The 14,230-nt window shown below is 61.8% G+C and carries 14 protein-coding genes; 6 read left to right on the top strand and 8 right to left on the bottom strand.

Annotated features, from left to right (window positions below):
- Nucleotides 1-48: 48 nt before the first annotated feature.
- The 3 genes from JNL55_RS23355 to JNL55_RS23345 are packed head-to-tail and all read right to left on the bottom strand — an operon-like array spanning nt 49 to nt 2,711.
- Nucleotides 49-528, bottom strand: a complete 480-nt coding sequence (locus tag JNL55_RS23355) for a DUF494 family protein (protein ID WP_293859744.1) — start codon at nt 526-528, stop codon at nt 49-51.
- Complete coding sequence (gene dprA / locus JNL55_RS23350; protein WP_293859741.1) at nt 525-1,520, bottom strand: DNA-processing protein DprA; 996 nt, start codon at nt 1,518-1,520, stop codon at nt 525-527. Before dprA ends, JNL55_RS23355 begins: the two co-directional genes overlap by 4 nt.
- A 33-nt stretch (nt 1,521-1,553) precedes the next feature.
- Complete coding sequence (locus JNL55_RS23345; protein WP_293859738.1) at nt 1,554-2,711, bottom strand: LysM peptidoglycan-binding domain-containing protein; 1,158 nt, start codon at nt 2,709-2,711, stop codon at nt 1,554-1,556.
- Nucleotides 2,712-3,001: 290 nt separating this feature from the next.
- On the opposite strand from JNL55_RS23345, the gene def reads away from it, so the two are divergent.
- The 6 genes from def to JNL55_RS23315 all read left to right on the top strand — a co-directional run bounded on the left by def (nt 3,002) and on the right by JNL55_RS23315 (nt 10,216).
- Nucleotides 3,002-3,538, top strand: coding sequence for a peptide deformylase (gene def / locus JNL55_RS23340; RefSeq protein ID WP_293859735.1), 537 nt, complete (start codon nt 3,002-3,004; stop codon nt 3,536-3,538).
- 138 nt (nt 3,539-3,676) lie between these two features.
- Nucleotides 3,677-4,618: a methionyl-tRNA formyltransferase gene (gene fmt, locus JNL55_RS23335; RefSeq protein ID WP_415923152.1), complete on the top strand. Its 942-nt coding sequence runs from the start codon at nt 3,677-3,679 to the stop codon at nt 4,616-4,618.
- Nucleotides 4,615-5,994: a 16S rRNA (cytosine(967)-C(5))-methyltransferase RsmB gene (gene rsmB, locus JNL55_RS23330; RefSeq protein WP_293859729.1), complete on the top strand. Its 1,380-nt coding sequence runs from the start codon at nt 4,615-4,617 to the stop codon at nt 5,992-5,994. The genes fmt and rsmB overlap by 4 nt, the downstream gene beginning before the upstream one ends.
- A gap of 21 nt (nt 5,995-6,015) precedes the next feature.
- Entirely contained in the window at nt 6,016-6,648 is a 633-nt protein-coding gene (locus JNL55_RS23325) for a DUF4390 domain-containing protein (protein ID WP_293859726.1), read from the top strand.
- Between the two features lie 47 nt (nt 6,649-6,695).
- Nucleotides 6,696-8,858, top strand: coding sequence for a sensor histidine kinase (locus tag JNL55_RS23320; protein ID WP_293859723.1), 2,163 nt, complete (start codon nt 6,696-6,698; stop codon nt 8,856-8,858).
- Nucleotides 8,855-10,216, top strand: coding sequence for a sigma-54-dependent transcriptional regulator (locus tag JNL55_RS23315; protein ID WP_293859720.1), 1,362 nt, complete (start codon nt 8,855-8,857; stop codon nt 10,214-10,216). The genes JNL55_RS23320 and JNL55_RS23315 overlap by 4 nt, the downstream gene beginning before the upstream one ends.
- A gap of 45 nt (nt 10,217-10,261) precedes the next feature.
- Here the strand turns inward: JNL55_RS23315 and JNL55_RS23310 are convergent, their stop codons facing one another.
- From JNL55_RS23310 to JNL55_RS23290, 5 genes are all read right to left on the bottom strand, one after another.
- Complete coding sequence (locus tag JNL55_RS23310; RefSeq protein WP_293859717.1) at nt 10,262-10,606, bottom strand: STAS-like domain-containing protein; 345 nt, start codon at nt 10,604-10,606, stop codon at nt 10,262-10,264.
- Between the two features lie 18 nt (nt 10,607-10,624).
- Complete coding sequence (locus tag JNL55_RS23305) at nt 10,625-11,608, bottom strand: ATP-binding protein (protein ID WP_293859714.1); 984 nt, start codon at nt 11,606-11,608, stop codon at nt 10,625-10,627.
- 87 nt (nt 11,609-11,695) lie between these two features.
- Nucleotides 11,696-12,277 carry an SPOR domain-containing protein gene (locus JNL55_RS23300; protein WP_293859711.1) on the bottom strand — a complete coding sequence of 194 codons (582 nt, stop codon included), beginning with the start codon at nt 12,275-12,277 and terminating at the stop codon, nt 11,696-11,698.
- Between the two features lie 9 nt (nt 12,278-12,286).
- A complete protein-coding gene (gene argS, locus JNL55_RS23295) occupies nt 12,287-13,990 on the bottom strand; it encodes an arginine--tRNA ligase (RefSeq protein WP_293859708.1) in 1,704 nt (567 codons plus the stop codon).
- Nucleotides 13,991-14,026: 36 nt separating this feature from the next.
- The coding region (locus JNL55_RS23290) for a hypothetical protein (protein ID WP_293859705.1) at nt 14,027-14,230 on the bottom strand (204 nt) is incomplete at its 5' end.

Here is a 14,230-nt window from a genome sequence, read left to right as displayed (position 1 = left end):
CGCGGTGGCCGCGGTGCTACTGAAAGCGGCGGTGTTTCAACCGCGTTCTCAGTGCACCACTTGCAGACGGTTGTCGAATACCAAGTCCTCCATCCGCAGGTAAGCGCTTTGCTGGCCGGGTTGGCTGAACAGCACCATGAGCACCACCCACTTCACCTGTTCAATGTCGATCTGTTGCACGTCGAGCGCCAGCAGGCGGTCGATCACCAGTTCACGCTGCGCCGGACTCACGATGCCGATGTTCTCGAGGTACAGGATGTAGCCCCGGCACTCGGTGTCGAGTCGCGCCTGCTCGCGTTCGTCGAAGATGCGAATCGCTCGCGATCCCGGAATGGCGCCAGCTCGATTCGGATCCGCCGACAGCTGCTCCAGCCATTCCAGCGCGCGGCCCACTTCTCTTTCGGAAAATCCAGCCCGCTCCAGTTCGTCCCGGAGAGTGTCGCGGTCGGGTTCGGGGGCGCAGTCCAGATCGGCGTCGAAATAATTCTCGAAGAGATAGATCAGGATATCGAGAACGCTTTCCTTCATTTCGCTACCGGAGACTTTGGGGCGCGTCGGACATAAAGCCCGCCTGGGCAGGCGTCGATGCGCGCCTCCAATTCGAGGATCAGCAGCATGGACGCTACCTCGTCGGCCTTGAGACCGGTGCGTGCGATCAAAACATCGACACTGGCGGCCTCGAAGCCGAGCGCATCTAACAGGATTTCATACTCTTTGTCCAATGTCGGGGCTAAAACTACTGCAGTTTCAGTACTGTTGCGTCCGGTTTCGGGGATCCGCAGCTCGGCGAATATATCGTCCGCGGTTTCCACTAACTTGGCGCCGTCACGAAGCAACCGGTGACAGCCACGCGCCAGCGCGTTGTGGATCGAGCCGGGAATCGCAAACACCTCTCGGCCCTGCTCGGCAGCCAGTCGCGCCGTGATCAACGAGCCGCTCTGCACTGCAGCCTCCACCACCAACGTGCCTAGTGACAATCCACTGATAATGCGATTGCGCCTCGGAAAGTTGCTCCGCGACGCCGGAGTTCCCAAAGGAAATTCGCTGAGCAGCGCGCCGGCGGATGCAATTTGCTTCGCCAACCCAGCATTGGCCCGCGGATAGTCGATATCAAGGCCGGTACCGCAGACTGCAATCGTCAGACCGCCTGCGTCGAGTGCGCCCCGATGCGCGGCCGCGTCGATCCCAATTGCCAAGCCGCTGGTGACCGCAAGCCCGGATCGGGCCAGATGCGACGCGAATTCATGAGCATTCTCGGCGCCGGCCTTGGTGGGATTGCGCGAGCCCACCATGGCCAGCTGCGGCAGGCTCAAGACCTCGGGATTGCCACACACGAACAAGCCTGGCGGCGCGTCCGGTAGCTGGGCGAGCAGCGGTGGATAGCGTGGCGAGCCACGAGCAATGAAATGATGTGCCGGCTGTTCCAGCCAGCGCAGATGCCGTTCCAATAGTCGCTCTAGCGAGCCGGCGTGATAGCCGGCCACTCGCGACCCAGCGAGACAGGCTTTGAGCTCATCCATGAGCCCACGAACATACGTCGAACCCCAGCGCGCTTATGGATTTTTAGCGCGGTCGCCCTGACGAATTTCGTGCGTAGTTTCCATGACCAGCGCGTAGCTCAGCTTATCGAAGGCTTTGAACACCATGAGCACGCCGGCGCGCTCATCGGGCAGCTGCACATTGTTGCCGAAGCTGGAACGGGTGCTGCGACGCGCGGCCAGACCGCCTTCGGAGAAAGTGTCTCGCACCTTAGCGCCGCGCTGATACACGGCGAGAATGTGTCCCGGCTCCAGGCCCGAGGAGCTGCCGCGATTCAACGCGACGACTTGATACTGACCCATCACCGTGTGACTGCGCACAGCGATGATGCTGGCGTTCACGTCCGAGGACGGTGCGTGCGGCACGAAGTCCACATTCACGTCCACCGATTCAGGAAACAACTTGTCGCCTTGCAGGACTTCGCGGGTCGAGTCGGTCATCACCAGCTTGGCCGGATCGCCTTGCGTGGCCACCGGGCCCGAGCCCACATACATGCCCGAGTAACCGAGCAGCGCTTTGGTGTCCGGATCGCGCAGCTCTTCTTCGACGTGCACGACGCTGTAACGAGTTTCCGGTGCCGCCTGGCCGATGCCGCGCGCGTACACCTCGTTGCCGATGGCGCCGATCATGTGCGAATCGCGCATCGCGACCACATAGGGCGCGCTCTTGACTTGATCCTTGCTCAACAAGGTCGGCCGGCCCATGAAGCTGGCGACGATGTCGTAGGGAATCGCGGTGATGGCCTGGCTCAACGACTCCCGGCGCACTTCGGGCGATAGGCGCTTGCCGCCACGGCCGCTTTCGACGGTCTCGCCGCCGCGCTGGGCCACGGTCAGGCGGGGTTGGCCGTCCACATAGACCAGCTTCAGCACGTCCCCCGGATAGATCAGGTGCGGATTGGCGACCTGCGGGTTGACGTACCAGATTTCTGGCCAATACCAGGGCTCGCGCAGGAACACCTTGGAGATGTCCCACAGCGTATCGCCGGTCTTGACCACGTATTCATCGGGGGCATTGGCCGTCAGCGGAATATTGCTGCCGGAACCCACGGTTTGTGCCGGGGCGTCCTGGGCCAGGATGCTAGCGGGGGCGAGCACGCCCACGGTAACGGTCAGGCCGGCGACCAGGCTCAGCAGGATCGCCGGACGAAGTGCCAGATTCGCAGTTTTCATGCGTTTCAACGAGCTCCCATTAGGCGCGTAAGGCTTTGTACTGACGCGCAAAAACCCACTGGCTCAGCGACATTAAGTTCAACTGGGGCCGCACTTTAGCAGCATCATTGCAAGGAGTGCAGAAATCGGGCTCCAGCCCGCGACGTGGTTCTCACTCCTGCTGCCGACAGCCCCGGTCTATGGCAGTCTTAGGCGCCCCGGACTTGTATCCGGCCGATTCAGCTGCAAACTAGGCGGTATGACGTGGCCCCAAGGTGGGTCCCAGTGTCCCCCTTCTGACGTTTTCGAACATGGCACTACTTCCGATTCTCGAATTCCCGGACCCACGCCTGCGCACCAAAGCGCAGCCGGTGGAACAGGTGGATGCCGCCCTGCGAAAACTGGTCGACGACATGTTCGAGACCATGTATGCCGCCCCCGGCATTGGCCTGGCGGCTACCCAGGTCAATGTTCACAAACGGCTGCTGGTCATCGACATCAGCGAAAAGCGCAATGAACGGCTGACCCTGATCAATCCCGAGATCGTCAGCCACAGCGGCATGGAGGAAACCGAGGAGGGCTGCCTGTCCGTCCCCGGCATCTATGAAAAGGTGAAACGCGCCGATGAGATTCGGGTGCGTGCGCTGGACCGCGACGGTAAACAGATCGAATTCGACGCCGATGGGCTGCTGGCCGTGTGTATTCAGCATGAGATGGATCATCTCGAAGGCAAGCTGTTCGTCGACTATCTGTCGGACCTGAAGCGCACCCGCATTCGTAAAAAGCTCGAGAAAGACCGCAAGGAAAAGGCCGCCGATGCGGCTCGCGGACGGAGCAAGGCGCTCTAATCGAACACGCTAAAGCGCGAGCTGTGCGGCTCGCGCCGGTGAAGCTGCCGAGGACGGATTCCTCCGGTGCGTCGTGCTACGTAGTGGCATGCTGTCGAATAAGAACACCCCATGTTCGCCACTACCTGGTTGAGCTTGATGCCGTCTGAGTTGTCCATCATTTTCGCGGGCACCCCCGAGTTTTCCGTGCCGGCGCTGGAGGCGTTGGTCGCCTCGCGTCATCGCGTGGTGGCCGTGTACACGCAGCCGGATCGGCCGGCGGGCCGTGGCCAGCAGGTGGCAATGAGTGCGGTGAAACAGTGCGCGCTCAAGCATGAGATTCCGGTCGAGCAACCGCAGACTTTGAAAGATCCCGCGGCAGTTGCGCAGCTCGCTCAATACCGCGCCGATCTGATGGTCGTGGTCGCATACGGTTTGCTGCTGCCGAAGTCCGTGTTGGACACGCCTCGGCTGGGCTGCGTGAACATTCATGCATCGTTGTTGCCGAGGTGGCGGGGCGCTGCGCCGATTCAACGTGCGCTCCAAACCGGCGATCGAGAAAGCGGCGTGACCATCATGCAGATGGACGTCGGTTTGGACACGGGACCGATGCTGCTCGAACGCGTTACTCCAATTGCGGCTCGCGAGACTGGTGGATCGCTACATGATCGTCTGTCGTCGCTCGGCGCCGAAGCGGTGCTCGAAGCCATCGACGCAATCGCTTCCGGCACCGCCACACCGCGCGATCAGCCGAAAGAAGGCGCGACGTACGCAGCCAAAATTCGCAAAGAAGAAGCGTTGATCGATTGGTCTCGATCCGCAGTCGAGATCGATCGACTGGTGCGCGCGTTCAATCCGTGGCCCATTGCCGAGACACGTTGGAACGGGCAGCAACTGCGCATCTGGGACGCTGTGCCGCTGGACAAGAAATCATCGGCGACGCCGGGCACCGTGATTGCTACTAGTAACGATGGCATCGACGTCGCCACGGGCGACGGAACGTTGCAACTCACACGCGTGCAGGCAGCAGGGCGCAAAGCCATGGCCGCCGCAGATTTTCTTCGAGCCCATCGCCCTGAAGGCGCGGTTCTTGGATCGTGAGCGCATCAGCTGCAGTCAGAGCCAGGGCCGCGAGAATCGTCGCGGAGGTCGCTGAGCGCGGTCGTTCGCTCGACGCTTTGCTCGCCGCCGAAGCCACCGCGAATAAACAAGAGCGGGGGCTGCTGCGAACGCTGTGTTACGACAGTATTCGCTGGTATGTGCGCCTCGACGCGCTACTCGCTCGCTTGTTGAGTCGACCGAATCAAACGCTCGAGCCGGAGATTCGCGCGCTCACCATCGTTGGCTTGTGCCAGCTGATCTACACAGATATTCCCGCGCACGCGGCGGTTGCTGAAACTGTCGCCGCTACCAGACTTCTCAACCAACCGCGCGCGTCCGGTTTCGTCAATGCGATTTTGCGTCGCTGCCAGCGTGAGCACGAGCAGTTGCTGGCGAAGATCGACCGCGATCTGGCCGTGCGCACCGCGCATCCGCGCTGGCTGGTGGAGAAGTTGCGCAAGGATTGGGGCGATCAAGCCAACGAGATCCTCGACGCCAACAATCAGCGGCCGCCGTTCTGGATTCGTGTGAATCGGCTGCGCGTGACGCCTGCGAACTATCGAGACCAATTACAGGCGAAGCAGATCGGTGTGACCGCCGGCATGTACCAAGACACTGCGTTACTGCTCGATCGGGCCATGGATGTCAGCGAATTACCGGGCTTTGACGAGGGTTGGGTCTCGGTGCAGGACGCCGCCGCGCAGCTCGCCGGCCACCTGCTAGATCCGCAACCAGGTGAGCGCATTCTCGATGCGTGTGCCGCGCCGGGCGGCAAGACCGGCCACCTGTTCGAGCTCTCACCAGAACTTGCCGCCCTGACGGCGGTCGATGTATCTCCCGAGCGGCTGACGCGCGTCACGCAGAACTTACAGCGATTGGGCGTCTCCGCGCAGGTGTTGGCGGCCGACGCCGCCGAACCCGCGACCTGGTGGGACGGCAAACCATTCGACCGTATTTTGCTCGATGTGCCCTGTTCGGCGACCGGTGTGATCCGTCGTCATCCGGATATCAAGCTGCTGCGACGGAGCGACGATATCGGCGCGCTGGCCAAGCGTCAGTCGCAGCTATTGCGGACTGCGTGGTCGCTGCTACAGCCCGGCGGCCGATTGCTGTATGCGAGTTGCTCGGCCTTACAAGCAGAGACCGGCGACGTGATCGCGCAGTTTCTGCGTGACGAGCCCAGCGCTCGTGACGCCACCGGCGAAAGATTGGCGGCGTTGCCGAGCTTGGCCCGGGAGCTGGCTCCGGGAACGCGTGCGCCTGCTCATGGCTTAAGAATCGCAGCGGGCGCCGCCGGGATGGACGGTTTTTATTATGCTCTGCTGGAGAAGTCGCGCGGCCCAAGCGCGGCGACCCAGCGGCCCGACGTTAGTTAATCTCGGTCAAGGATCCTTGTAGTGGCGGCGAGCCCAACCTGGCGCGATGAGCTTTGCCCCGGCAGCCCGGACTTCCCAGTCCGGCGCGCGTCGGTGTGGCTCATTGCCTTGTTGGCCGTGCTCGGCTGCGTCCTGCTGCCCGCGCATTCGTTTGCGCAGGCCCCCACGCGCATCGAGGTGCGCTCCGCCTATGTCGAGCCGGCCGAGCGCGTTTACGAGCTGAACGCCACGATCAATTTCGACCTGCCCGAGGGCGCGCGGGCCGCGATGCGTGAAGGCGTGCCGATGACCCTGCATCTGGAGATCGTGGTCAAACGCCAGCGCAACTACTGGCTGGACGAGTCCGTCGCCACCCTCGAACAATCCTACGAACTCGCGTACCGCGCGCTCAGCGAGCGCTATCTGGTGCGCAATTTGAATAGCGGCGAACAAGCGTCCTATGCGACGCTGGATGCCGCGCTCGACGCCCTGCGCGTGGTCAGTCGCCTGCCCATCCTGGATCAGGCATTGGTCCAGCAGAACCGGCGGCACGAGATCAGCGTGCGCGCCAGCCTCGATGTGCGCACGATGCCCGATACCTTGCGCTTCGTGCTGTTCTGGTCGGATGACTGGCGGCAGCGCAGCGAGTGGTACACATGGTCCCCGCAACTCTAAAACGCACACTGGTCTCGATCCTGATACTCATAGGATCGGGGCTATGGGTGGCTGCGTTGTTGATCATGGCGCAGACCGTGCAGCAGTCGGCGCACTTCAGCGATCTGCATCCCTTTATCGTCGGCGTGAACGTCGCGGGTCTGTTGGTGCTGTCGATTCTGATCGGCGGTCGGCTCGTGCAACTGGTGCGCGACTGGCGCAAGCGCGTGGTCGGCTCGCGCCTCGAAGCGCGCATGGTGTGGATGTCGGCGACGTTGGCGATGGCGCCGCTGTTGCTGGTGTTCTATTTCTCGGTCGTGTTCCTGAACCGCGGCATCGACAGCTGGTTCCATGTCGAGATTCGCCAGGGTTTGGAAGACGCGCTCACGTTGTCGCGCGCCGCACTCGATCTGCGCATGCGTGAATATTTGGAGCGCACGCGCGCGGTCGCTACTCGCATCGCTCCGGTGCGTGCCGGTGCATTTCAAGTGCTCGATGAAATGCGGCGTGAGAGCGATGCGGTGGAACTGACACTGCTCGCTTCCAATAGCCGCATTCTCGCCACCAGCTCCGATCGACTCGGCGAGATGGTGCCCGCGCCGCTGAGCGATGAAATGACCATGCAGGTTCGGCAGGGGCGCGATTACGTGGCGCTCGATCCCGTTGCCGGCGGCGGTTATCTCGTGCGCACCGCGGTCCGCGTGCCGCAGGTGTTGCCGGGCGATGAGCAGCGCGTACTGCAAGCGATCTATCCCATCGAACGCCGACTCGGCGAGTTGGCAGACACGGTCGAGGCTTCTTATCAGCGCTATGGTGAGAAGGCGCGGTTGCGCGAACCACTGAAGACCAGCTTCACGCTGACGCTGACACTGGTGCTGCTGCTGTCGTTGTTCGGCGCGCTGTACGGTGCGTTCTGGGCCGCGCGGCGCTTGGTGCGGCCGATTCAAGACTTGGTTGCTGGCACGCGCGCCGTCGCGATGGGTGATTTCGATTTGCGTTTGCCGCTGACCTCGCATGACGAGATGGGCATCCTGGTGCACTCGTTCAACGACATGACTAAGCGGCTCGCCAAGTCCCGCGAAGAGACACGGCGTGTCCAACAGGCGGTGGAAGCCGAGCGGGCCAATCTCTCGGTCATTCTGGCGAGACTGTCCACGGGTGTGATCTCGCTCGAGCCGGACCGGACCATTCGCACGGCCAATGAAGCCGCGTGCTCCATCCTCGGCGTGGATGTCGACACGGTGATCGGCAAGCCGTTAGCCACGGGTACTGGAAGCCTGCTGTTCGACCAGTTCCAGTCCGCCTGCAACGCGCACCTGGCCGCGGGCCAAAGCGAGTGGCGCGAACAGCTGGTGCTCCAGGGCGAGTCGACCCGTCGCATCCTGATGTGCGCCTGTACTACGCTCTCCGGCGAGGATCAGACACCCGGCGGCTATGTCATCGTGTTCGACGACATTACCGCCCTGTTGCAGGCCCAGCGCGATGCCGCCTGGGGCGAGGTGGCACGGCGCCTGGCGCACGAGATCAAGAACCCGCTGACGCCTATTCAGCTGTCCGCGGAACGGCTCCGGCGCAAGCTGCTCGGGTCCATCGACGAGGCCCAGGGCCAGGTCCTGGACCGCGCCACGCACACCATCGTCCAGCAGGTGGAGGCCATGAAGGAAATGGTCAACGCCTTCAGCGAATACGCGCGCGCGCCGGAGATGGATGTGTCACGCTTCGACCTGAACCAGCTCATCAGCGAAGTGGCGGAGCTGTACCGCGCGCCAGGCCGGCCAGGCACCACCCTGCAACTGCAGGCGGGACTGCCTGAAATCGAGGCCGACCGGGGCCGCTTGCGGCAGATCATCCATAATTTGCTGGCCAATGCCTGGGAGGCATTGGAGGGCACGCCAGAGCCGTCGGTCAGCGTGGTGACGCGGCTGATCGACAAGGGTAGTGGGGCAACGGCGGGCCGGACGGCGGAGATCGTCGTCGAGGACAATGGACCGGGCTTCCGGCCGGACGTAATCGGCCAGGTGTTCGATCCTTATGTAACCACCAAACCGAAAGGTACGGGCCTGGGGCTCGCGATCGTGAAAAAAATAGTCGAAGAACACGGCGGCACCATAGATGCGGATAATGTGCGCACAGGAGGTGCGCGGGTGTGTATCGAGTTGCCGTTGACTGCGGTCCGCGGCGGCGGTTCGATTCGCGAACGGCGCACCGGACCGAGGAGGGAGCGGGCATGAGTGCAGCACGCATACTAGTCGTCGATGACGAAAGCGAAATCCGCGGGCTTTTGAAAGAGATCCTGGCGGACGAAGGTTACGAGGTGGACGTCGCCGCGGATGCCGCGGAGGCGCGCGCCGCTCGCGCCCAGCACGACCCTGACCTGGTCCTGCTCGATATCTGGATGCCCGATACCGATGGCATCACGCTGCTGCGTGAATGGGTGCAGCCCAATGGCACCTCGTGCCCGGTGGTCATGATGTCCGGTCACGGCACGGTCGAGACCGCGGTCGAAGCCACGCGGCTCGGCGCGTTCGACTTCGTCGAGAAACCCTTGTCGCTCGCGAAGCTGCTGCGCACGGTGGAGCGCGCGCTCGATTCGGGTCGTAACAAACGTTTGAGCGGCCGCTCTTTGGTGCCGCCGTTGATTGCTCCTGTCGGTAAGAGCCGCGCGATGGCCGCGCTCCGCGAGCAAGTTCAACAAGTGTCGCCACACGAGACGCCCGTGCTGATCGTCGGTGAGCCAGGCACCGGGCGTGAAGCCTTCGCTCGTTACATTCATTCCTTGAGTCCGCGTTCCGCCGCGCCGTTCGTGCAGCTGGTCGCTACTGGCGTCAGCGATGAAGGCGCTGCCGCGGCGTTGTTCGGCACTGAAGATTCCAACGGTGTGCACGCCGGTGTGTTCGAGCAGGCCGCTGGCGGTGTGCTGTTCATCAATGGCGTCGAAGATTTGCCGCCCAAGGCGCAAGGCTTGTTGGTCGCTGCTCTAGAGACGCGCACGTTCACGCGCGTCGGCGGCGCGACGCCGGTGAATACCAACGTTCGCATCATCGGCTCCGCGACCTCGCGATTCTTGAATGCCGAAGGGACTGGCGTGCGGCTCGAGCTGCTGTCCCGGTTGAATGTCATTACTTTGAACGTCCCGCCGCTGCGGGACTACTCGCAGGATGTTCCTGACCTGCTGCGTCACTACGTCGATCGCCTGGTCGACGAACAGCACCTTCCTTTCCGCCGCTTCGGCGTCCCCGCGCAGAATCGTCTGCGCAACTATCCGTGGCCCGGCAATGTTCGCGAACTGCGGAATCTGGTTCAGCGCTTGCTGATTCTCGGTGGCGAGGAAGAGATTCGCTTGGATGAGATCGAGCGTGAGCTCGCGGCTCATGCGCCTACTAACGAACCTTTGGTTAAGCAGGACCTGCTCGCTCTACCTCTTCGCGAGGCCCGCGAGCATTTCGAACGAGCTTATTTGCAGCAACAGCTCATCCTGTGCAACGGCAAAGTCGGCCAACTCGCCAAGCGCGTCGGTATGGAGCGCACTCACCTCTACCGCAAGCTTCGCTCGCTCGGCGTCGACTTCCGTCAGCTTGCTGAAGACTAAAAGCCGGCGAGCCATCTCCGGTTGATGCCACTCTAGGTCTATCCTTCAAGCGATGGATAGACCTCCGTCAGCCTTGTATCGCTCCGGATTATTTTGCTCGTGGAAGTCCCGTAAGCGCTGTCCCACCACGAACGTGATGACCGCCCGAGCGTCCTCGGAGCAAGACTTGAAGGACAGCTTTTTTAATAGCCCAGGTCCCTGCGCAAGCAGCAGGGGGCCAAGCAGTTCGTCTGCGAACGACTGAGTCAATGTCACAGAGCTGAAATCGATAATGGCTGCGCCATCGTCATCCAGCATTTTTGACACCAGGGTACGAATTTTCTTTGCGCTATGGCGCGTGCCCAGAACCCGCAGACCGGTAAGTTCTATGAGCGAGATGAGATGCTTCATGATCGCCTCGTTCAGAAATCAGTCAGTGAACGATATGGGCGGAACTTCGCCAGGATGCGGATACTTCGAGAACAGATCTCGAAAGTTGAAGCTAATGAGTCCGGCGCGATGAATCTCGAAGTTGAGCATGGAGCCCTGCCAGGGCTGAATGCGCTTGGCAGAATCTTCCTCTCGCCCTGGTTGCTCAATCCACGCATCTCCGGATCCTGCCCAGACGGCGCCGTTCGATCTTAACGCAATATCTCGGGACACCGTTAATCCGAGCCCGGCATTCAGTGAATCTCTGACGAGCCCGACGCTGCGGTTGCATGAAACGCCGGGTATGAATGCGGCGCGGATGGCGGCCACGTTGCTCTTGGGTTCGACAGCGGAATGGTCATGCAGAGATTTTAGAAATCCGCAGCCGTTGTCGACGATGGCTAGCCGAATCAGGTCACCACTCGAGTAGTACTGTGCGGCGATCCACGCACTGGCATGCGCGAAGCCTTTTCCGCGCCCATGAGTGAGCGAGTTTTCGAGAAGCTCCGTGAGCATATAACCCAGCGGATGTACTACCCCGTCACGAGTCATGGTCTCGCTGTGATGACAGAACTCGGGTGGCACAAACTGCGCAATTTTCTGCGCCAGTGAGTTGGCGATGTCATTCGCGTCATCGATGCAGTTCGCTCGCGCGACCTGCAGAGCCGAGAAGTTGTGCACGGGCGATTTGCTAGCGGGTCTTGCCTCGATCCAACCCCTTAGGACGTTCATCCGCTCCAAGCGATCAGCCACGGGTTGGCGCAATTTCTCGATGGAAGCCTTGCCGCCGAGGCGTTGCAGGTTGGAGAGCTGAGCAGCCAGCAGGCATAGCGGTAGCGGCTCCGCAAACTCGAGTTCCTCGGCATCGATCATGACGGTGTCGTCCGCCATGGGGTTGATTGCCGTTATGGATCGCATTACGCGCGGCAGATCGGCGGCGAGCATCAGCCTTGGAAGCTTCACCGTTGGCTTGGTCTTGACCAACCTTGAGTCTCCGATACAGGAAGGTTTACTGGTTCTCCTTCCTGCTCAAGACCGAGTGACTCTAACTCATGCGCCCCGAGTTTCTGGTTACTCGCCGACGCGAATAACTAACGCGTCGATCTGCGCCTGGCGCAACTTGCTGCGCGTGTCTTCCAGCTTCTGCAAGTTGGTAATCGGCCCGACGCGTACGCGATGCCAGGTGTCCTTATCGATGGTCACCTTCTGAATCTTTGACTCCACGCCCTGCATGGCGATCATCGCGCGCACGCGATCTGCGTCTTTGTTATTCCGAAACGAGCCGGCCTGCAAAATATAAGCGCCGGGCTTCTGCACCGGCCCAGGGCCGGCGACGACGGCGGGCGCGGAGCCGCTGCGAGAGTCTTGCTCGGGAATGACGACTTCATACTTAGGAAGCATTTCGTAGAAGTCGAACTGCTGCGTCTCCTCTTCCTGAGAGGCAGGCGCGGGCTTGGCCTGCGTGTGGGTCTCATCGCGAGTCATGGGCGCAGTTTGCTGAGCAGCCAACCGCGCCTCAGTGCGACGGTCGAACAAATAAACGCCGAGCGCGACCGCCAGGCCGAGGGCCAGGCCGCAGACGAAGCCGGCCATGCCGGATAGTCCGGAGCCGCCGCCGGTGCGGCGTTTGGAATGTTTGTAGTCCTTTGCCATGGGGCCGAATCAGACCGCTTTCTTAGATTCCATTCTCTCGGGTGCGGACACGCCGAGCAGCTTCAGGCCGTTCTCGAGTACCTGGCGGGTGGCGGCCACCAGATTCAAGCGCGCATTGCGGATCTTCACGTCATCGATGATGAACTTGTGCGCGTTGTAGTAAGTATGGAAGTCGCCAGCCAACTCGCGCAGATAGTGCGCGAGCTGATGCGGTTCGAGATCGCGCGCGGCGTTCTCGAGCAGTTCGGGATAGTAGGTCAGCCGCCGGATCAGAGCCTTCTCGTGCGGCTCGCTCAACAGCTCCACATTCGCCTCGCCGATGTCCCGATCGTGCGTGAAGCCTTTCTCGGTCAGCTGACGGAACACGCTACAAACGCGTGCGTGCGCCATCTGCACGTAATAAACGGGATTCTCTTCGCCCTCGGCCAGCGCCAGGTCGATATCGAACACGAACTCCGAGTCAGCCTTGCGTGACACGAGGAAGAAGCGCACGGCATCGCGGCCGACCCACTCGATCAGATCGCGCACGGTCACGTAGTTGCCGGCGCGCTTGGAAATTTTCACTTCCTCGCCGCTGCGCATGACCTTGACCATCTTGTGAAGCACGTAATCGGGGTAGCCCTTGGGGATCCCAATGTTTAGTGCCTGCAGGCCCGCGCGCACGCGCGAGATGGTGCCGTGATGGTCGGTGCCTTGAACGTTGATGGCGCGGAAGAAACCACGCTGCCACTTGGTGACGTGATAAGCCACGTCGGGCAGGAAGTAGGTGTACGTGCCGTCGGACTTGCGCATGACTCGATCTTTGTCATCGCCGAAGTCTGTGGTCCGCAGCCACTGCGCGCCCTCTTGCTCGAAGGTGTGTCCGCTCGCCACCAGACCTTGCACGGTCGAGTCCACCTTGCCGTCGGTGTACAGGCTCGACTCCAGGTAGTAGGTGTCGAAGCGCACGCCGAACTTTTGCAGGTCCATGTCCTGCTCATGTCGCAAACAAGTGACGGCGAAGCGACGGATCGCATCTAGATCGTCGATCTTGCCGCTGGCGCGAATCGGCTCGCCATCGAAGGCATGCACGGTCTTGCGCGCGATGAACTCGTTGGCGATGTCGCTGATGTACTCGCCGGCGTAACCGTCTTTCGGCCAGTCCGGATCGCCAGGCGCGATACCGCGAGCCCGCGCCTGCACCGAGAGCGCCAGATTGTTGATCTGCGCGCCGGCATCGTTGTAGTAGAACTCACGGCTGACCGGATAACCCTGGGTCTGCAACAGCGCCGCGAGCGCATCGCCGAGTGCCGCTTGCCGGCCGTGGCCGACATGCAGCGGGCCGGTGGGATTCGCCGAGACAAACTCGACCACGACGTTCTGGCCGGCGCCGCGCTTGTTATAACCATAGGCCACGCCCAGGTCGAAAATACGCGACAGTTCCTGCTGATAGGCCTGTGGCGACAAATGAAAATTGATGAAACCCGGGCCGGCAATCTCGATCTTGCTGACCAGTTCGCTCGCGGGAATCGCATCGACGATGGCCTGCGCCAATTGCCTCGGATTGCGGCGCGCGGGCTTTGCCAGCTGCAACGCAATGTTGGTCGCGAAATCGCCATGCGCGGCGTCGCGTGTGCGTTCGACATCCACCGAGGGATGCACATCCCCGGGGACAATGTCGGCCGGTAAGCAGGCCAGGGCAGCCTGCACGAGACGTTCGATCTGGATTTTCACAAGCGCTAAGGAAAGCAAGGGTTCGGGACAGTGTACTCAACTCAACTCGGCCGCATCCACATCGATTGACCAGCGCACGCGGCGGGCCTCCGGGAGCATGGCGAGGACCGGCAGCCAGTTGCTTAGAAATCTCTGTAAAGGCGTGTGGCTGGGCGCGCGTATCAGCAGCTGAGCGCGGAAACGCCCGGCGCGTCGTTCCATCGGTGCGGGCGCGGGTCCGAGCAGCTCCACGCCGCGAAC

The organism is Steroidobacter sp., from assembly GCF_016790065.1.
Lineage (GTDB): Bacteria > Pseudomonadota > Gammaproteobacteria > Steroidobacterales > Steroidobacteraceae > Steroidobacter.
The sequence above is the reverse complement of the archived record's forward strand: the minus strand, read 5'-3'. Positions and strand labels throughout refer to the sequence as shown.

What these genes read in the sequence shown, in the direction of transcription:
- JNL55_RS23355 (WP_293859744.1), bottom strand. Translation starts at nt 528, where the DNA reads ATGAAGGAAAGCGTTCTCGATATCCTGATCTATCTCTTCGAGAATTAT.
- dprA (WP_293859741.1), bottom strand. Translation starts at nt 1,520, where the DNA reads ATGGATGAGCTCAAAGCCTGTCTCGCTGGGTCGCGAGTGGCCGGCTAT.
- JNL55_RS23345 (WP_293859738.1), bottom strand. Translation starts at nt 2,711, where the DNA reads ATGAAAACTGCGAATCTGGCACTTCGTCCGGCGATCCTGCTGAGCCTG.
- def (WP_293859735.1), top strand. Translation starts at nt 3,002, where the DNA reads ATGGCACTACTTCCGATTCTCGAATTCCCGGACCCACGCCTGCGCACC.
- fmt (WP_415923152.1), top strand. Translation starts at nt 3,677, where the DNA reads ATGCCGTCTGAGTTGTCCATCATTTTCGCGGGCACCCCCGAGTTTTCC.
- JNL55_RS23315 (WP_293859720.1), top strand. Translation starts at nt 8,855, where the DNA reads ATGAGTGCAGCACGCATACTAGTCGTCGATGACGAAAGCGAAATCCGC.
- JNL55_RS23310 (WP_293859717.1), bottom strand. Translation starts at nt 10,606, where the DNA reads ATGAAGCATCTCATCTCGCTCATAGAACTTACCGGTCTGCGGGTTCTG.
- JNL55_RS23300 (WP_293859711.1), bottom strand. Translation starts at nt 12,277, where the DNA reads ATGGCAAAGGACTACAAACATTCCAAACGCCGCACCGGCGGCGGCTCC.